Origin of the sequence: Psychromicrobium silvestre, from assembly GCF_013408295.1 — a bacterium.
GTDB lineage: Bacteria > Actinomycetota > Actinomycetes > Actinomycetales > Micrococcaceae > Renibacterium > Renibacterium silvestre.
Window position 1 is genome coordinate 490525 of the sequence record NZ_JACBYQ010000001.1, and the last position, 15692, is coordinate 506216.

General features: G+C 59.8%; 14 protein-coding genes. 13 read left to right on the top strand and 1 reads right to left on the bottom strand.

All coding sequences use genetic code 11. The features are described from left to right. Window positions 1-116 precede the first annotated feature (116 nt). The 12 genes from FHU41_RS02365 to FHU41_RS02420 all read left to right on the top strand — a co-directional run bounded on the left by FHU41_RS02365 (window position 117) and on the right by FHU41_RS02420 (window position 13719). Entirely contained in the window at window positions 117-872 is a 756-nt protein-coding gene (locus tag FHU41_RS02365; protein ID WP_179388041.1) for an HAD family hydrolase, read from the top strand. Further along, window positions 869-2056: a site-2 protease family protein gene (locus FHU41_RS02370; RefSeq protein ID WP_179388042.1), complete on the top strand. Its 1188-nt coding sequence runs from the start codon at window positions 869-871 to the stop codon at window positions 2054-2056. Before FHU41_RS02365 ends, FHU41_RS02370 begins: the two co-directional genes overlap by 4 nt. A 94-nt stretch (window positions 2057-2150) precedes the next feature. Then, window positions 2151-3236, top strand: a complete 1086-nt coding sequence (locus tag FHU41_RS02375; protein WP_179388043.1) for a tRNA (adenine-N1)-methyltransferase — start codon at window positions 2151-2153, stop codon at window positions 3234-3236. Between the two features lie 252 nt (window positions 3237-3488). Then, window positions 3489-5213 (top strand): proteasome ATPase, encoded by a 1725-nt coding sequence (gene arc / locus FHU41_RS02380; protein WP_179388044.1) that lies wholly within the window; start codon window positions 3489-3491, stop codon window positions 5211-5213. Between the two features lie 58 nt (window positions 5214-5271). Then, window positions 5272-6864, top strand: coding sequence for a depupylase/deamidase Dop (gene dop, locus FHU41_RS02385; protein WP_179389085.1), 1593 nt, complete (start codon window positions 5272-5274; stop codon window positions 6862-6864). Window positions 6865-6938: 74 nt separating this feature from the next. Continuing rightward, window positions 6939-7139 (top strand): ubiquitin-like protein Pup, encoded by a 201-nt coding sequence (locus tag FHU41_RS02390; protein ID WP_179388045.1) that lies wholly within the window; start codon window positions 6939-6941, stop codon window positions 7137-7139. A 6-nt stretch (window positions 7140-7145) separates the two neighbouring features. After that, window positions 7146-7979 (top strand): proteasome subunit beta, encoded by an 834-nt coding sequence (gene prcB, locus FHU41_RS02395; RefSeq protein WP_179388046.1) that lies wholly within the window; start codon window positions 7146-7148, stop codon window positions 7977-7979. Further along, complete coding sequence (gene prcA, locus FHU41_RS02400; protein ID WP_179388047.1) at window positions 7979-8707, top strand: proteasome subunit alpha; 729 nt, start codon at window positions 7979-7981, stop codon at window positions 8705-8707. Before prcB ends, prcA begins: the two co-directional genes overlap by 1 nt. Window positions 8708-8746: 39 nt before the next feature. Further along, a complete protein-coding gene (pafA, locus tag FHU41_RS02405; protein WP_179388048.1) occupies window positions 8747-10138 on the top strand; it encodes a Pup--protein ligase in 1392 nt (463 codons plus the stop codon). An 88-nt stretch (window positions 10139-10226) separates the two neighbouring features. Continuing rightward, entirely contained in the window at window positions 10227-11198 is a 972-nt protein-coding gene (locus tag FHU41_RS15355) for an FKBP-type peptidyl-prolyl cis-trans isomerase (protein ID WP_179388049.1), read from the top strand. A 61-nt stretch (window positions 11199-11259) separates the two neighbouring features. Continuing rightward, entirely contained in the window at window positions 11260-11655 is a 396-nt protein-coding gene (locus tag FHU41_RS02415) for an FKBP-type peptidyl-prolyl cis-trans isomerase (protein ID WP_179388050.1), read from the top strand. Between the two features lie 87 nt (window positions 11656-11742). Next, a complete protein-coding gene (locus tag FHU41_RS02420) occupies window positions 11743-13719 on the top strand; it encodes a WYL domain-containing protein (RefSeq protein ID WP_179388051.1) in 1977 nt (658 codons plus the stop codon). A 69-nt stretch (window positions 13720-13788) separates the two neighbouring features. Here FHU41_RS02420 and FHU41_RS02425 read toward each other — a convergent pair whose 3' ends face one another. After that, window positions 13789-15198, bottom strand: a complete 1410-nt coding sequence (locus FHU41_RS02425) for an amino acid permease (RefSeq protein ID WP_246279411.1) — start codon at window positions 15196-15198, stop codon at window positions 13789-13791. An 83-nt stretch (window positions 15199-15281) separates the two neighbouring features. On the opposite strand from FHU41_RS02425, the gene FHU41_RS02430 reads away from it, so the two are divergent. Next, window positions 15282-15671 carry a hypothetical protein gene (locus tag FHU41_RS02430; RefSeq protein WP_179388053.1) on the top strand — a complete coding sequence of 130 codons (390 nt, stop codon included), beginning with the start codon at window positions 15282-15284 and terminating at the stop codon, window positions 15669-15671. The last annotated feature ends 21 nt before the right edge of the window (window positions 15672-15692 follow it).

The window sequence follows — 15692 nt, forward strand, 5'->3', positions numbered from 1 at the left end:
TACGGCCCTGATCCGAGGAGCGAAGGCTACAAGCGCATCTGCCGCCGCCGATTCGCTGAGAGCTTAGCTTTTGGACACTGGACTTGGGCCGTCGCCCTGGCCGGTAAAATAGACCCATGCATTCATCCTCGCGCGAGACCGATCTGTCCGAGCATGCCGAAAGCTCGGTGCCTCATCGGTCCACCGGGGAACCCGATCCGGCTACGCTCAAGGCCGTACTTTGGGATATGGATGGCACCCTGGTTGATACCGAGCCCTACTGGATTGCCTCCGAGCAAGAGCTAGTAGAGGAGCACGGGGGAAGTTGGTCGCATCAGCAGGCTCTGACCTTGGTGGGCCAGTCATTGTGGTTCTCGGCGGGGGTCCTGCAAGAGGCCGGGATCGGCCTGGAGAGGCGGGCCATCATTGATGAGCTCACTCGGAGGGTCATCAATCGAATTCGAGGGGTACTGCCCTGGCGTCCAGGCGCCAGAGAACTGCTGGCAGATCTGCGTCAGGAAGGCCTGCGCTGCGCTCTGGTCACCATGAGTGAAGGGCCCCTCGTCAGGGAAATCCTGGCGGCGCTTCCGAGCGGCAGCTTCGAATTCACCGTGACGGGTGATCAGGTGGAGAACGGTAAACCACACCCTGAACCATATTTGCGTGCGGTGGCACTACTAGGCCAGAGCGACCCCACCCTAAGCCTGGATAATTGCATAGCGCTGGAAGATTCGGTCCCCGGCGTTCAATCTGCCCTGGCCGCCGGGTTGACCACGATTGGTATTCCGCACTCGGTCCCGCTGCCGGAAGATGAAGCACGTATCACCTGGACCACCCTGAGTGGACGAAGTGCAGCCGATTTGCTGGCTCTGAAAGCGCAGGTTGCGCGATGAGCGATATTCACGAGCCCGGAGCCGAAGCTAACGGTGGGCCTCCGGTACGCCGAGAGGGCATTCCACTGGGCCGGATCGTGGGCATCCCGATTGTGCTGGCTTACTCTTGGTTTCTGATCGCGGCGTTCACCGTACTGGTCTTTGGCCCGGTCATTTCGGTGACCTTTCCAACTTTGGGTATCTGGTCCTACGGCATCGCCCTAATTTACGCGCTGCTCCTATTGTTTTCGGTGCTGATCCACGAACTTGCACACGCCCTGATGGCCAAGGTTTATGGCTGGCCAACGCAGAAGATTGTGCTCAACCTCTGGGGCGGACACACTCAGTTCGAGAACTTCACGGCAACTCCCGGCCGTTCGCTCGTCGTGGCCTTCGCCGGGCCAATAGCCAACTTCCTCCTTGCTGGACTTGGCTGGCTGCTAGTGCTCAGCTTGCCGGGCGTGACAAGCGTCGGCACCGCCCTGGTCGCCGCGCTAGCCAATATTTTTGTCTGGGCGAACTTCCTGATCGGTGCCTTCAATATCCTGCCGGGCTTGCCCTTGGACGGCGGAAGGTTGGTCGAATCCATTGTCTGGCGGATCACCGGAAGCCAGGAAAAGGGCACCGTGGCCGCGGGCTGGGCGGGCCGCGTCGTCGTCATACTGGTGTTAATTTTCGCCCTGGGTCTGCCCTTCGTGCTCAACCAGTCGCTCAATATTCAGACCGCTCTCTTCACCTTATTTATTGCTGGGTTCCTTTGGCTAGGGGCTAGCCAGGCGATCACCACGGCTCGAATGCGACTGCGGTTGCCGGAGATCAGTGCGGGCAAGCTGTGCAGCCCGGCCATTGGTATGCCCGACGACGTCTCGGTGGCTCAGGTGCTCTCCACACTGTCCCGAAACCAGGGAGTGAGCGTCGTACTCACGCTCAAGGATGGTAGGCCAAGCTATCTGGTTGACCCGCTGATCCTCGCCACGGTGCCGCTTACCGCTGCCGCCTCAACCCCGGCTACAGCGGTTTCGCACACCTTGGCGGCCGGCGGTTACGTGCCCGAATCCGCCTCCGGGCAGGAACTCATCCAATATCTAGCTCAGCTTTCCGGCAGCGAATATGCGGTGATCGATGCCCGCGGCCAGGTGACCGGTCTGCTGCGGCAACAGGTTGTGGTTGCGGCCGTGACAGGTAAGACCCTTCCGGATGTTTAAGACCATCGGGAATCCAAAGCCTCTTCCCCTTCGCAGATAGTTTCCCGGCCTCCGGGCCACCCAGCTTTCAGGCAGCAACAGGACGGAACCAGTAATGACTCCTCAGGATCTTCAGCCCGAAGAACTTCCGCACGGTGCGGCCGCGCGTCGCGGACCTTTCAGGGCCGGTGAACGCGTGCAGTTGACCGACGAGCGCGGTCGAATGAACACCATCACCCTGACACCCGAGGCAGCCTTTCACACCCATAAGGGCTTCCTCAATCATGCCGAGCTGATCGGCAAACCAGAGGGCTCGATTGTGGCCAATACCACCGGGCAGCTTTACCAGGCATTGCGTCCCCTGCTCAGCGACTTTGTTCTGTCCATGCCACGTGGCGCGGCTGTGGTCTATCCCAAGGATGCCGGTCAGATCGTGACCATGGCCGATATCTATCCCGGAGCCCGAGTGGTGGAGGCCGGGGTCGGTTCCGGTGCTCTCTCCATCTCGTTGCTGCGCGCCGTTGGCGATCGGGGCTATTTGCATTCCTTCGAGCGGCGCGAGGAATTCGCCGCTATTGCTCGTGGCAATGTGGAGACCATTTTCGACGGGCCGCATCCGGCTTGGCAGATTTCCATCGGTGACTTCCAGGATGAAGTGGTCAAGGCCGAGGAACCTGGCAGCGTGGATCGCGTGGTGCTGGACATGCTTGCTCCATGGGAATGCCTCGATGCCGTGGCGACCGTGCTAGCCCCGGGTGGCGTCTGGATTAACTACGTGGCAACCGTGACTCAACTCTCCCGTACCGCGGAGGCGATCCGCGCCGATGGTCGTTTTACTGAGCCGGAGTCTTGGGAATCGATGGTGCGTGGTTGGCACCTTGAAGGCCTCGCGGTGCGGCCCAACCACCGGATGGTGGCACACACGGGTTTCCTGTTGGTCACCCGTAAATTAGCCGACGGCGTCACCTCCCTGGCGCTCAAACGGCGGCCCTCCAAAACCGAGTTCAGCCAGCAGGATCTTGATGCCTGGACACCAAGTTCGGTCGGCGAGCGCGCGGTTTCCGATAAGAAACTACGTCGAGCCGCACGAGATGCCGTGGCCACCACCCAAACAAGGGGACATGTAGCTCCTGCCGTGGACGAAAATACCGCCGGCGGGACCGCCGATGAGACCGCGGATGATGGAAGCGTCGAAAACTAGATTCGCTCTGAGCCGGGATTCAGTGGATTTTCCGGCTCGCGATAGTCCAATGACTTCGGGATAGGTCTATGTCGCGACATTGGGCTATCGCGATGCCGCTGGGCTATCGCGAAGACAATCTTTTTTGGGGTAACGGGGGGGGGGGGCGCTGGGACGCCAATATTTGGCGGAAACTGTCCACAATGGGGACAGGGATCAAACTCCACGAGCATAGTGTTCTAGATTGGTAGTAGGCGTAAAGGAGCTGATCAGATGACGCAGGATTTCCAGTCACAACCCACTGAGCGGGACTACCAAGCCCTAGAACGGCAGTTCAACGTACTCCGGGACAAGCTCCGGCAGATCGATAAGCAACTTGCCAGCGCCACCCAGAACAACACCCGGATGGTTTCCATGTTGGAGACCGCTAAGGCCGAGATTCTCAAGCTCAAAGCCGCCCTAGAAAAGGACGGCCAGGCACCCTATAGTTTTGCCACGCTGACCCAGATCAATCCTCGCAAGGCTGAAGCTTTCGGTGCTAACGCCGTGACCGAGGAGACCGTGGACGTCGCCTACCAGGGACGCAAGGTACGGGTGGGCCTGAGCCCACTGGTCAATATCTCCTCGCTGAGCCCCGGCCAAGAAGTCCTGCTCAACGAGTCGCTGACCGTAGTAGCGGCCCTCGGCTTTGAACGGACCGGGGAACTTGTCACCGTCAAGGAACTACTCGGCACCGATCGTGCCTTGATCACGGGCCGAGCCGATGAGGAACGAGTAGTCAAGCTCTCCGGTGCTTTGTTGAGCCAGAAGGTTCGAGTAGGGGACGCACTCTCCCTCGATTCACGAACCGGCTATGCCCTGGAGAAGGTACCCCGTTCCGAGGTGGAGAACCTGATCCTGGAGGAAGTCCCAGACATTTCCTACCACGATATTGGTGGCTTGGGGCCGCAGATCGAACAGATCCGTGACGCCGTCGAACTTCCCTTCCTGCACCCCGATCTTTATCGTGAGCACGGCCTCAAACCGCCGAAGGGCATCCTGCTCTACGGCCCTCCGGGTTGTGGCAAGACCCTGATCGCCAAGGCCGTCGCTAATTCGCTTGCGGCGCGCGCGGCAGAACGCAGCGGGCAGAAGGAAACCAAGAGCTACTTCCTGAACATCAAGGGCCCCGAGCTGCTGGATAAGTATGTCGGTGAAACCGAGCGGCAGATCCGGCTGATCTTCGCTCGGGCCAGGGAGAAAGCCTCCGATGGCAGCGCCGTGGTGGTGTTTTTCGACGAAATGGACTCCCTCTTCCGAACCCGAGGTACCGGGGTATCCTCCGATGTGGAGACCACCATCGTGCCTCAATTGCTCAGCGAGATCGACGGCGTGGAGCGACTGGATAATGTGATTGTGATCGGTGCCTCGAACCGTGAGGACATGATTGATCCGGCTATTCTGCGGCCTGGTCGGCTGGATGTGAAGGTCAAGATCCAGCGCCCGGATGCGGAAGCGGCTGCGGATATCTTCGCTAAGTACGTCACGGTTGACCTGCCTTTTCACCAAGACGATGTGCAGGCTCACGACGGCGATCCGCAGGCAACCGTGGACGCAATGATCCAGCGCACCGTCGAGGCAATGTATTCGACCGATAAGTCGAATGAGTACCTCGAAGTCACCTATGCCAATGGCGATAATGAAATGCTCTATTTCAAGGACTTCAATTCCGGTGCGGTGATCCAGAACGTAGTTGATCGAGCCAAGAAGTACGCGATCAAGGACTTACTCACCACAGGTGATAAGGGGATCCGGATAGATCATATGTTGCGTGCCGTGGTGGATGAGTTCCGTGAGCACGAAGACATGCCCAACACCACGAATCCGGATGACTGGGCCAGGATCTCGGGCAAGAAGGGGGAGCGGATCACCTATATCCGCACCATCGTGCAGGGCAAAGCGGGGCAGGAGCCGGGCAAGACGATAGATACTGCGCCCAATACCGGGCAATATCTGTGATCGTTTTGATCGGCTTGACTAGCCGGATCGGGGTACGGCATTGACAGCAAACCGAGTGATGGGTGCGGAAACCGAATACGGTATTCACGCGCCGGGGCAGAGCGGGCTGAACGCTACCTGGCTCTCCGCGCAGGTGGTGCACGGCTACGCTCGATTGAGTAGCGAACACGCGGTGGGCGGCGCAGAAACGCCCTGGGACTACAGCGATGAGTCGCCGCTCGCGGACGCTCGTGGCTGGACGATGCCTAGGGCTTCGGCGCATCCTTCCCAGCTGACTGATCAGCCTGCCGTGCTGACGGCAGCCGCGGTGGCTCTTTCCGATTGGGATTCCGCCGAGGGACCGTTGGACAGTTCGGATCCGGTGGACGCTCCGGCAGCCGTGATGAACATGGTGCTGGGGAATGGCGCCAGGCTCTACGTAGACCACGCACATCCGGAGTATTCCTCGCCCGAGGTGACCAATCCGGAAGATGCGCTGATCTGGGACTTTGCGGGCGACGTCGTGGCGCGCCAGGTACTGGCCGATCTCGCCGCCCGCCGGGCTGCTGGGGAAGAGGGGGTGCCCGATATCCAGCTCTATAAGAACAACACCGACAGCAAATCCGCCTCTTACGGTAGCCATGAGAACTATTTGATGCCGCGGCAGGTTCCTTTCGGGCGCATTGTCTCCGGGCTGACGCCTTTTTTCGTCACCCGGCAATTGATCTGTGGGGCGGGGCGGGTTGGTCTTGGTCAGGACGCCTCAACACCGGGGTTCCAACTGAGCCAGCGGGCGGACTTCTTTGAAGCTGAAGTTGGCTTGGAAACAACCATCCGGCGACCGATTATCAATACCAGGGATGAGCCGCATGCGTTGGCGGATAAATACCGACGGCTGCATGTCATCATCGGTGATGCCAATCTTTCCCAGGTCTCGCACTACCTCAAGTTCGGTACCACCGCCCTGGTACTGGATCTGATCGAGCGCGGGCTGGCCCCCGAGCTGGAAATTTGGGAACCGGTGGAGGCGCTTCGGGCGGTTAGCCACGATGTTTCGCTGACCCGTCTCTACCGGTTGATCGATGGACGGCGAGTCACAGCCCTGGATATTCAGTGGATGTACCTGGAGGCAGCGCAAGAGGCCGTGCAGACGAGTGATCGGCACACCAGCACGGTATTGGCGCGCTGGGAGGAGGTGCTCAACGGCTTAGCTAAGGGACCCGAAGCGGTGTCCGGTCAGGTCGAATGGGCGGCAAAGCTCGGCTTGCTAGATCAGTATCGAGAGCGTGATGGCCTGGCCTGGGATGACGCTAGGCTGGCGTTGATCGACTTGCAATGGGCCGATATCCGCTTGGACAAGGGGTTGGCGAACCGATTGCAGGCTCGGGGGCGATTGGAAAAATTGGTCAGCCAGAGCCGAATCGATGCGGCCGTGCAGGCACCCCCGGAAGATACTCGAGCATATTTCCGTGGCGAATCGATCCGCCGCTTTGGCGCCCAGATAGTGGGTGCGAGTTGGGATTCGGTGATTTTCCAGTTGCCGAGTCAAAAACGATTGCAAAAGGTACCCACCCGGGAACCGCTACGAGGCACGAAAGCGCTCATTGGCGAGCTTTTTGAGGCCCATCAGGATGTAGAAGACTTCCTTGGTGCCCTGCTGGGAGAACACTGAGCCGGACGCTCGGACAATTGCCGAGGTACGTGGCAGGATGATGAAGAGAACTAAGACAGTTTGAGGAGCGTGACATGGCAGGCCAGGAACAGCAGAACTATAGCTCTCGTGATGAGGAGCAGGACGTTCCCGATATTCCCCTCCCCACCCCAGGGGTTCCGCAGAGCAGCGCACAGACCGAAGGTCTTGATGACCTGTTGGATGAAATCGACGGCGTGCTCGAATCGAATGCCGAGGAGTTCGTTCGCGGCTTCGTGCAAAAGGGCGGACAGTAGGCGCAGATGCGGTACCGCGACCAGGGTGAGCGTGCCGTCCGGGAGCTGGCGGCAGCAGCGACGTCGTCCTTCACCGAGCATTTGGCGCAGTCTCGACCGGAGCTACTACCCTTCGGCCAGCAGCTAGACCAGCAGCTTCCCGCCGGTTCGTTGCAAGCCCCGCACGCCACCACGATTGTCGCGTTGAGCTTTGCCGGTGGGGTGCTGATGGCTGGTGACCGGCGAGCCACCATGGGCACCATGATCGCCAGCCGGAGGATCGAGAAGGTCTTTCCGGCGGACCAGTACTCGGTGCTCGGCATCGCGGGCACCGCGGGTCTGGCCATCGACATCACCAAATTGTTCCAGGTGGAACTCGAGCACTACGAGAAAATCGAAGGAACCACCTTATCCCTGGAAGGCAAAGCCAATCGCTTGGGCGCGATGGTGCGCGGCAACCTGCCGATGGCGCTGCAAGGGCTCGCCGTGGTTCCGCTTTTTGCCGGTTACGATTTGGGCCTCTCCCAGGGCAGGCTGTTCTCTTATGACGTCACGGGCGGCCGCTATGAGGAGCTAGAGCATCACAGCGTAGGCTCGGGTTCTGTCTTCGCCCGCGGAGCCATGAAGAAACTCTGGAAACCGGGCCTCACCGAGGCCGAAGCCATCGAGGTCGCGGTGGAATCATTGGTCGATGCGGCCGATGACGATTCGGCCACCGGGGGACCGGACCTGGTCCGAGAGCTCTGGCCCATTGTCTTCACCGTGACCCGCAGCGGCGCGCGTAAGGTGCCCGTTGGGGAACTCGGCGACGTGGTGCGAGCCGTGGTGGCGCGGCGCACCGAGCTAGGCAGGGAGGCCTGATGACGCAGCAGTTCTACGTTTCACCCGAGCAGGTGATGAAGGACCGCGCGGATTTTGCTCGCAAGGGTATTGCCCGCGGCCGTTCCGTAGTGGTGATCTCCGCGGCCGATGGCATTGCTCTGGTGGCCGAAAACCCCTCACCCTCGCTGCACAAAATTGGCGAAATTTACGACAAGATCGCCTTCGCCGCAGTAGGGAAGTACAACGAATTCGAATCCCTGCGACAGGCCGGTGTGCGCTACGCCGATGTCCGCGGCTACTCTTATGATCGCGAGGACGTCACGGCCCGAGGCCTCGCCAGCGTCTACGCGCAGAGCCTGGGCGCGGTCTTCACTGCCGAGCAAAAGCCCTTCGAGGTTGAGCTTGCAGTAGCGGAGGTGGGTAGCAGCCAGGACTCGGACCATCTGTACCGGCTGACCTTTGACGGTTCGATCGCCGATGAGAAGGGGTTCATTGCGATGGGCGGTCAGGTGGAGTCGGTGCATGCCGCCGTCGCCACTACCTGGGCTCCTGGGCTCGGGCTTTCCGAAGCGATTAAGCTCGCGGTGCACGCGCTTAGCGCCGGCCCGCAGCAGAACAGCGAGCAAGCCGCCGGCCGGGTTCCCGCTGAGCTTGGCGCGGAGACCTTGGAGGTGGCAGTGCTGGATCGCGACTCGGAGACCACTCGCGGCAAGGCTCGGTCTTTCCGCCGACTGGGCTTCGAAGAGATTACCGCAGCGCTGACCTAGTAGCTGCGGACAGGGTGGATTGGGGCCGAGGAGAAATAGATGGATCGTAGGATTTTCGGTATTGAAACAGAGTTCGGCATTGCCTTTTCCAGCCGTGATTCGCGTCCGCTTTCGCCCGAGGAAGTGGCCAGATACCTGTTCCGGAAGGTGGTCAGCTGGGGGCGCAGCTCCAATGTTTTCCTCGCCAATGGCTCCCGGCTCTATCTCGACGTCGGCTCGCACCCGGAATATGCCACCGCGGAATGTGACGACGTCGGGCAGCTCATTGCGCATGATCGCTCCGGTGAGCTGATCCTGAATGAGTTGGTGGGCGAGGCGGAGAACCGGCTGTCGCTGGAGGGTTTTAAAGGCCAGGTCTTCCTGTTTAAGAACAACACCGATTCTGCCGGAAACTCTTATGGCAGCCACGAGAACTATCTGATTAGCCGGCGCGGTGAATTCAGCAGACTGGCCGAGGTACTGATCCCCTTCTTAGTCACCAGGCAGCTGATCGCCGGGGCCGGGAAGCTGCATACCGTGGGCGGGCAGCCGCATTTCTCCTTCTCGCAGCGAGCCGAACACATCTGGGAAGGTGTTTCCTCCGCAACCACCCGCTCTCGACCGATTATTAATACCCGAGATGAGCCGCATGCCGATGCCGAACTGTATCGGCGCTTGCATGTGATTGTGGGGGATTCGAATATGTCGGAGACCACAACGATGCTCAAGGTCGGGACTGTGGATTTGCTGCTGCGGATGATCGAATCCGGGGTCATTATGCGTGATTTGCGGATGGAGAATCCGATTCGGAGCATCCGGGAAATCTCCCAGGATCTAACCGGCCGGGTGCCGGTCAAACTTGCCAATGGGCGCGTTCTGAGCGCGTTAGAGATCCAGCGAGAATATTTCGAGAAGGTGAGTGCATTTTTGGACTCCGCCGGGGCCCACAACTCTTTGGTGCCGCGGATCATGGACCTTTGGAAGCGGGCACTCGAGGCGATCGAGAGCCAGGACTACAGCGGTATTGACACCGAGATCGATTGGGCTATTAAGAAGAAGTTGCTCGATTCGTATCAGAAACGGCACGGGCTCAGTCTGGATTCTCCCCGGCTGGCGCAGATCGATCTGACTTATCACGACATCTCGCCGCGGCGCGGCCTGTTCTACCTTCTGCAAGCCCGCGGTGATACCGCCCGGGTGATTGAGGATACCGATGCGCAGCGGGCCGCAGATGAACCGCCGGAGAGCACCAGGGCTGCTTTGCGTGGCCGATTCGTCCGAGCCGCACAGGCTGCTGGCCGGGATTACACCGTGGACTGGGTGCACCTGAAACTCAATGATCGAGCTCACCAAACCGTGCTGTGTAAAGATCCTTTCCGGAATCAGGATGAACGGGTCGATGCTTTGATTGAGTCGCTGGCGGCGGAGGCCGCGGGGGAGCGGCAAAGTTGATTCTCAGGCTGAGCCGCTAAACTGGGGGCTGCCCGCAGCGGGCGAGTTCCGATCTAAACCCGACAGACTGATGAAGAATTGAGCGTTTGTGCGTCGATCACTGGCCGTAGCGGCCGCTATTGTCCCCCTGACCATCCTATTGGCCGCCTGTGGCAACGCGGCGAGTAGCTCAAGCGGCTCGGATAGTTCAGCCAGTTCGACGGCGTCTAGCAGCACCTCGGCTCCGGCGGCGAACGCTGCGCTACTTAGCAGCGTTAAGTTGACTCCGACCAGCGCGGGCAAGGCACCTAAGGTGGAATTCACTAAGCCGCTTGCCGTGCCTCAGCCGGCGATCAAGGTGGTCACCCAGGGTACCGGTGCGGAAATTAAAGATGGGCAGCTGATCGCGATCCACACCGCTTTCTTCGCGGTAGCCGACGGTAAGGTGCTGGCGGATAACTTCAGCAAGGCTGCTAGCAGCATCGTGATTGATAGCTCATTCAAGACCAATAACCCGCTTATTTATGGTGCGGTAGTAGGGGCCAAGGTAGGCTCCGAGATCGCCTATGCAACCCCGGCGTCGACCCAGAGTGGGCAGACTCAAGCTGCCCAGCTGTTGATCTTCCGGATTGAATCCGCAAAGGCTGCGCCGACCAAGGCAAGTTCTGATGAGGTAGCCAAACTCGACTCCGAGGGCAAGCTGCCTACGGTGAGTTTCAACGCCAAAGCTGTGCCCAGCGTGAAGATCCCTTCGGGCGCCGCTCCAGACAATCTCATCGTCAAGGTGCTTAAAGAGGGCACCGGCGATGCGCTGCAGGCCACCGACTCGATTAAGGCCAACTACACCGGCTGGAGCTGGTCCACCAGTAAGCAGTTCGACTCCAGCTATGACAAGGGTCAACCGGTCACCTTTGCCCTCAATCAGGTCATCCCAGGTTGGACTCAGGGTTTGACCGGCCAAAAGATCGGCTCAACCGTGCTGCTGGTGATCCCCTCCACGATGGCCTACGGTGACGACACCACGAGCGGACAGCCGGCCGGTCCCCTGGTCTTCGTGGTCGACATTGTTGGCAAGGGCTAAGCAAGAACCGCCAGCAAAAGCTGCAACAATATTCTCAAGAACAACGACGAACAGGAGCATCATGTCATTCGGAGAGCGCAATTACGATCGGGAAAAGCCGGAAATCGACTTTCCTGACCACGAAGTTCCTAGCGAACTGGTGATCAAGGACATCGTTGAAGGCAACGGTGCCGAAGTGGGCAAGGGCGATACGGTTTCCGCGCACTATGTGGGCGTTGCCTTCTCCACCGGGGAAGAGTTTGACTCCTCCTGGACCCGAGGGACCCCGCTCGACTTCAAGGTAGGCGTTGGCCAGGTCATTAAGGGCTGGGATCAGGGCTTGCTGGGGATGAAAGTTGGCGGCCGACGCCGCCTGGAAATCCCCTCCGAACTCGCTTATGGCGAGCGTGGGGCGGGCGCTTCGATCGCCCCGAACGAGGCACTTATTTTCGTGGTGGACCTCGTCGGCGTTCGCTAAATACGCTAACTGCACAAACGCAAGGGGAAACGGAAACGGAAGCGGACACGGTCTCAGCACGGGCTTTCTATTAAGTAAGCTGGTGCCGTGTCCGCTACCCGTACCGAGCGTCTGCTCAATCTGCTGATTGCCCTGCTGGAAACACGCTATGGGCGGAGCAAAGAGTTCCTCCGGCTCAATATTCAGGCCTATCGAGAGTCACCCTCAGAAGAAGCCTTCGAGCGGATGTTTGAGCGCGATAAGGTGGATCTGCGGGCGATGGGAATCCCCTTGGAGACCGCCACCGAGCACGGCGTTTTTGAAGACGATCTGACCACTACGAGCTACCGCATCCCCAAGGATAAGTACCGACTGCCGGAGGTCCGCTTCAGCGTTGAGGAAGCCGCAGTGCTCTCCTTGGCCGCTAGGCTCTGGGACCGGGCCGCCTTGGGTACCGCGGCGGCAAGAGCCGTTCGCAAAATTGAAACCCGGGGTGGCTTGCCCGAGGACTTTCCGGCCGAGCCACTGCTGGAACCACGGATCAGTACGAGGGAACCAGCCTTCGAGGATCTGTTAGAGGCGGCTACAGCCCGCCACGAAATCAGTTTCGACTATCAGGGCACGGCGGATCAACAAGCCCGCAGCCGCCGGGTGCAGCCCTGGGGACTGGGCCAGAAATTCGGCAACTGGTACCTGGTGGGCTTGGACGTCGATCGAGGTGAACAACGCCTCTACCGGCTCTCACGGATTAGCGGAGCCATTACCGTGCTGACAACCTCCAGCTTTGGCCGTCCGGAAGGCTTTTCCGTGGTCGAGGTTCTGGATCGGATGGAACTGCCCGCTCAGAGTCTGGCGAGGATTGCCGTCCGTCCGGATCGTGCACAAGCCCTCCGTGACCGAGGGACACTGAGTGGTTCCGAACCGGGCTGGGACCTGCTGGAGCTGCCCTACAACTCCTTGACCGCGCTGGCCGGTGAGCTGGCCGCCGTCGGGCCGAACGTCATTGTACGAGCTCCCCAGCAGCTTGCCGAGGCTGTCCAAGCCAAGCTGCAGGCCGTGCTGGAGGCCTCAAACAGTCCGCTGCCGGAGTTCGCTGAGGAACCGGGGAACAACCGTTTGGGTCGAGCAAAATCGACCGCTCAGGATCATCTGCGCCGACTGGTAGATCTGGTGCCGTTTCTGGTGCATCACCAGGGCATGCACCTGGACGAGATCGCCACCGAATTCGGCATTAGCCGGCGGCAGCTGGAAGCCGATCTGAACTTAATGATGGTGAGCGGGCTACCGGGAGGATTCCACGGTGATTTGATGGACGTCAGCTGGGACGACGGTCACGTCTATATCGCCGATGCCGAGGAACTTTCCGAACCGGTGCGTTTCAGTCTTGATGAGGCATCCGCGCTGTTGGTTGGTTTGGAAACCCTCAGCGCGTTGCCGGGCTTGGCCGGAGATTCAGCGGTTCGTACTGCGATGGCCAAAATCAGTGCGGCGACAGGGGAGGCGGCGAGCGGTATCACCGGCACCATCGGGGTGCGTCTCAGCCCGCCGCAGCATGCTGGCTCACTCGAGCTTCTGCAGCAAGCGATGCGGGAGAAGCGCCAGTTGCGACTGAGCTATTTGGTGCCGCATCGCGATGAGGTCACCGAGCGCACTGTCGATCCTTTACGAATCTTCTCCGATGACCAGGCCTGGTATCTGCAAGCATGGTGTCACAGCGCCGAAGCTCAGCGGATCTTCCGGCTGGATCGGATTCGGAACGCCGAGCTGGCAGGGTTCATTGAGGACGCCGTCGAATCGGCTTTCCCGGAGCGGCTGTTCACTCCGGGGGAGCAGGACGCCGAGGTGACCTTGCTGCTGGATCGTTCGGCTCGCTGGGTGGCTGATTACTACGACGCTCAATCCGTCCGATTGGCGGTAGATGAGAGCGCCCGCTGGCACGCTTTGGTGACCATCCAGGTGGGTACTACCGATTGGTTGCCGCAATTGGTGGCCCAGTACGGTGGCGCGGTGCGGCTGCTGGCGCCGCCGCAGGCCGCTCAGGATGCTCTGGACTGGGCCAGGGAAGCTCTCAAAAACTATTCTTAACCGCCGAGTGTGGAGCTTTGCATCTTAAACCGAGGTCAAAAGATGCAAAGCTCCACACTCGATGCGGGCTTATGCTGCGGATTTATCCTGGGCAGGTTTAACTAGACGGCGCTTAGCCCGACGGACCAGGCCGAAGTAGGTGGCGATCATGATCAGATACCAAACCGGTGCGGCATAGAGCGCGATCCGAGTGTCCTCGGCGAAACCGAGCGCCACAATGACCAAGGCGAAGAACACCAGCACCACCCAAGCCATTACCTTGCCACCAGGCATTTTGAACTTCGACTCGGCGTGCCGCTCCGGATGCTTCTTCCGGTAAGCGAGATAGGCCACCACGATGAAGCCCCAAACGGTGATGAACAGGATGGCTGAAATCGAGGTCACCAGGGTGAAGGCCTGACCGACCGAATCACCGGCGTATAGCAGTATCACGCCGGGTAGCAGGCAGACACAGGAGAGCATGAGCGCCCGAGCCGGTACGTGATTCTTGGAGAGCTTATTGAAGGTCTCCGGTGCTTCGCCATCGCCCGCCATTCCGTACATGATCCGTGAGGTGGAGAAGATCCCCGAATTGGCACTCGAAGCCGCCGAGGTGAGCACTACGAAGTTCACTACGCCTGCCGCGCCAGCCAACCCGGCTAGGGCAAACATCTCCACGAACGGACTCTTGTCCGAGCTGGCGTAGTGCCAGGGGGTTACGGCCATGATGACAATCAGCGAGCATACGTAGAACAGCAACACGCGGACCGGAATGGAGTTGATCGCCTTTGGCAAGGTCTTCTCCGGGGATTTCGTCTCGGCGGCGGCGGTACCTGCCAGTTCGATGCCCTGGAAGGCGAAGATCGCGATTTGGAAGCCTCCGATGAAGCCCATGAAACCCTTGGGGAACATGCCGCCGTCGTTCCACAGGTTGGCGAGTGACGCAACATCACCATTAGGGGAGCGGAAAGCAATAGCGATCAGCACGACGCCGGTCACCACCAGGGCCACGATGGCGACCACTTTGATCAGGGCGAACCAAAATTCGAGTTCACCGAAAAGTCGGACCGCTACCAGGTTCAAGAGCAAGAAGAGCCCGATGGTGAGCAGTGCCGGAACCCAGAGCGGAAGGCCAGGAGCCCAAACTGCCACATAACCGGAGATGGCGATAAGGTCGGCGATGCCGATGATGATCCAACAGAACCAGTAGGTCCAGCCCACCATGAACCCGGCCCAAGGCCCGATCAGGTCACCGGCAAAATCCGCAAAATTTCGGTAGCCAGAATTCGATAGCAGAACTTCGCCCATGGCTCGCATCACGAAGAACAGCATGAAGCCGATGATCATATAGACGAAGATCACGCTTGGTCCGGCCACCGAAATGGTCTTACCCGAGCCAAGGAAGAGTCCGGTGCCAATTGCTCCGCCAATGGCAATGAGCTGAATGTGTCGGTTACTCAGGCCGCGAGTTAGACGCTCGCCGTGGTCGTTGTGTTGCATAGCATCGCCCGGAGGGGCGGTCTGTGACAGTGTGGTTTCTGGCTTCGTCGGCATATTTCCTTCATTGTCTCTAGACTGGATCCATGCCTTGGTGGTCATGGATCGTGATCTGGGTCGCACTAGTGGCCCTCTCTTTGTTATACGTTGTGCTGCTGGGAATCAAATTGTGGCGGCATTTTGTCGCCTTAGGACGAGAATTCACGGCCGCTAGCGAGCGGATCTCCTTTTCGGAACCGATTGCTGCCGCCGAGCTGGTACTCTCTAACGCTGATTCCGCTGCGACAGGCAATTCCAGCCGCGAACCAGGCTGGGCGGTACACGCCGATCCGGCCGAAGTGCGCTCCGAATACGCCCAGGGCAAACAAGATCGCCGCGCCGCGCGGCGCGATCGGCGGATCGAGCGGCGCACCGCGCGGGGACAAGCGCAATCGCTCAGTGATCTACGGCACGCCGGAAGAGATTTGACGCGGTAGGATATTGATCAATAAACGAAA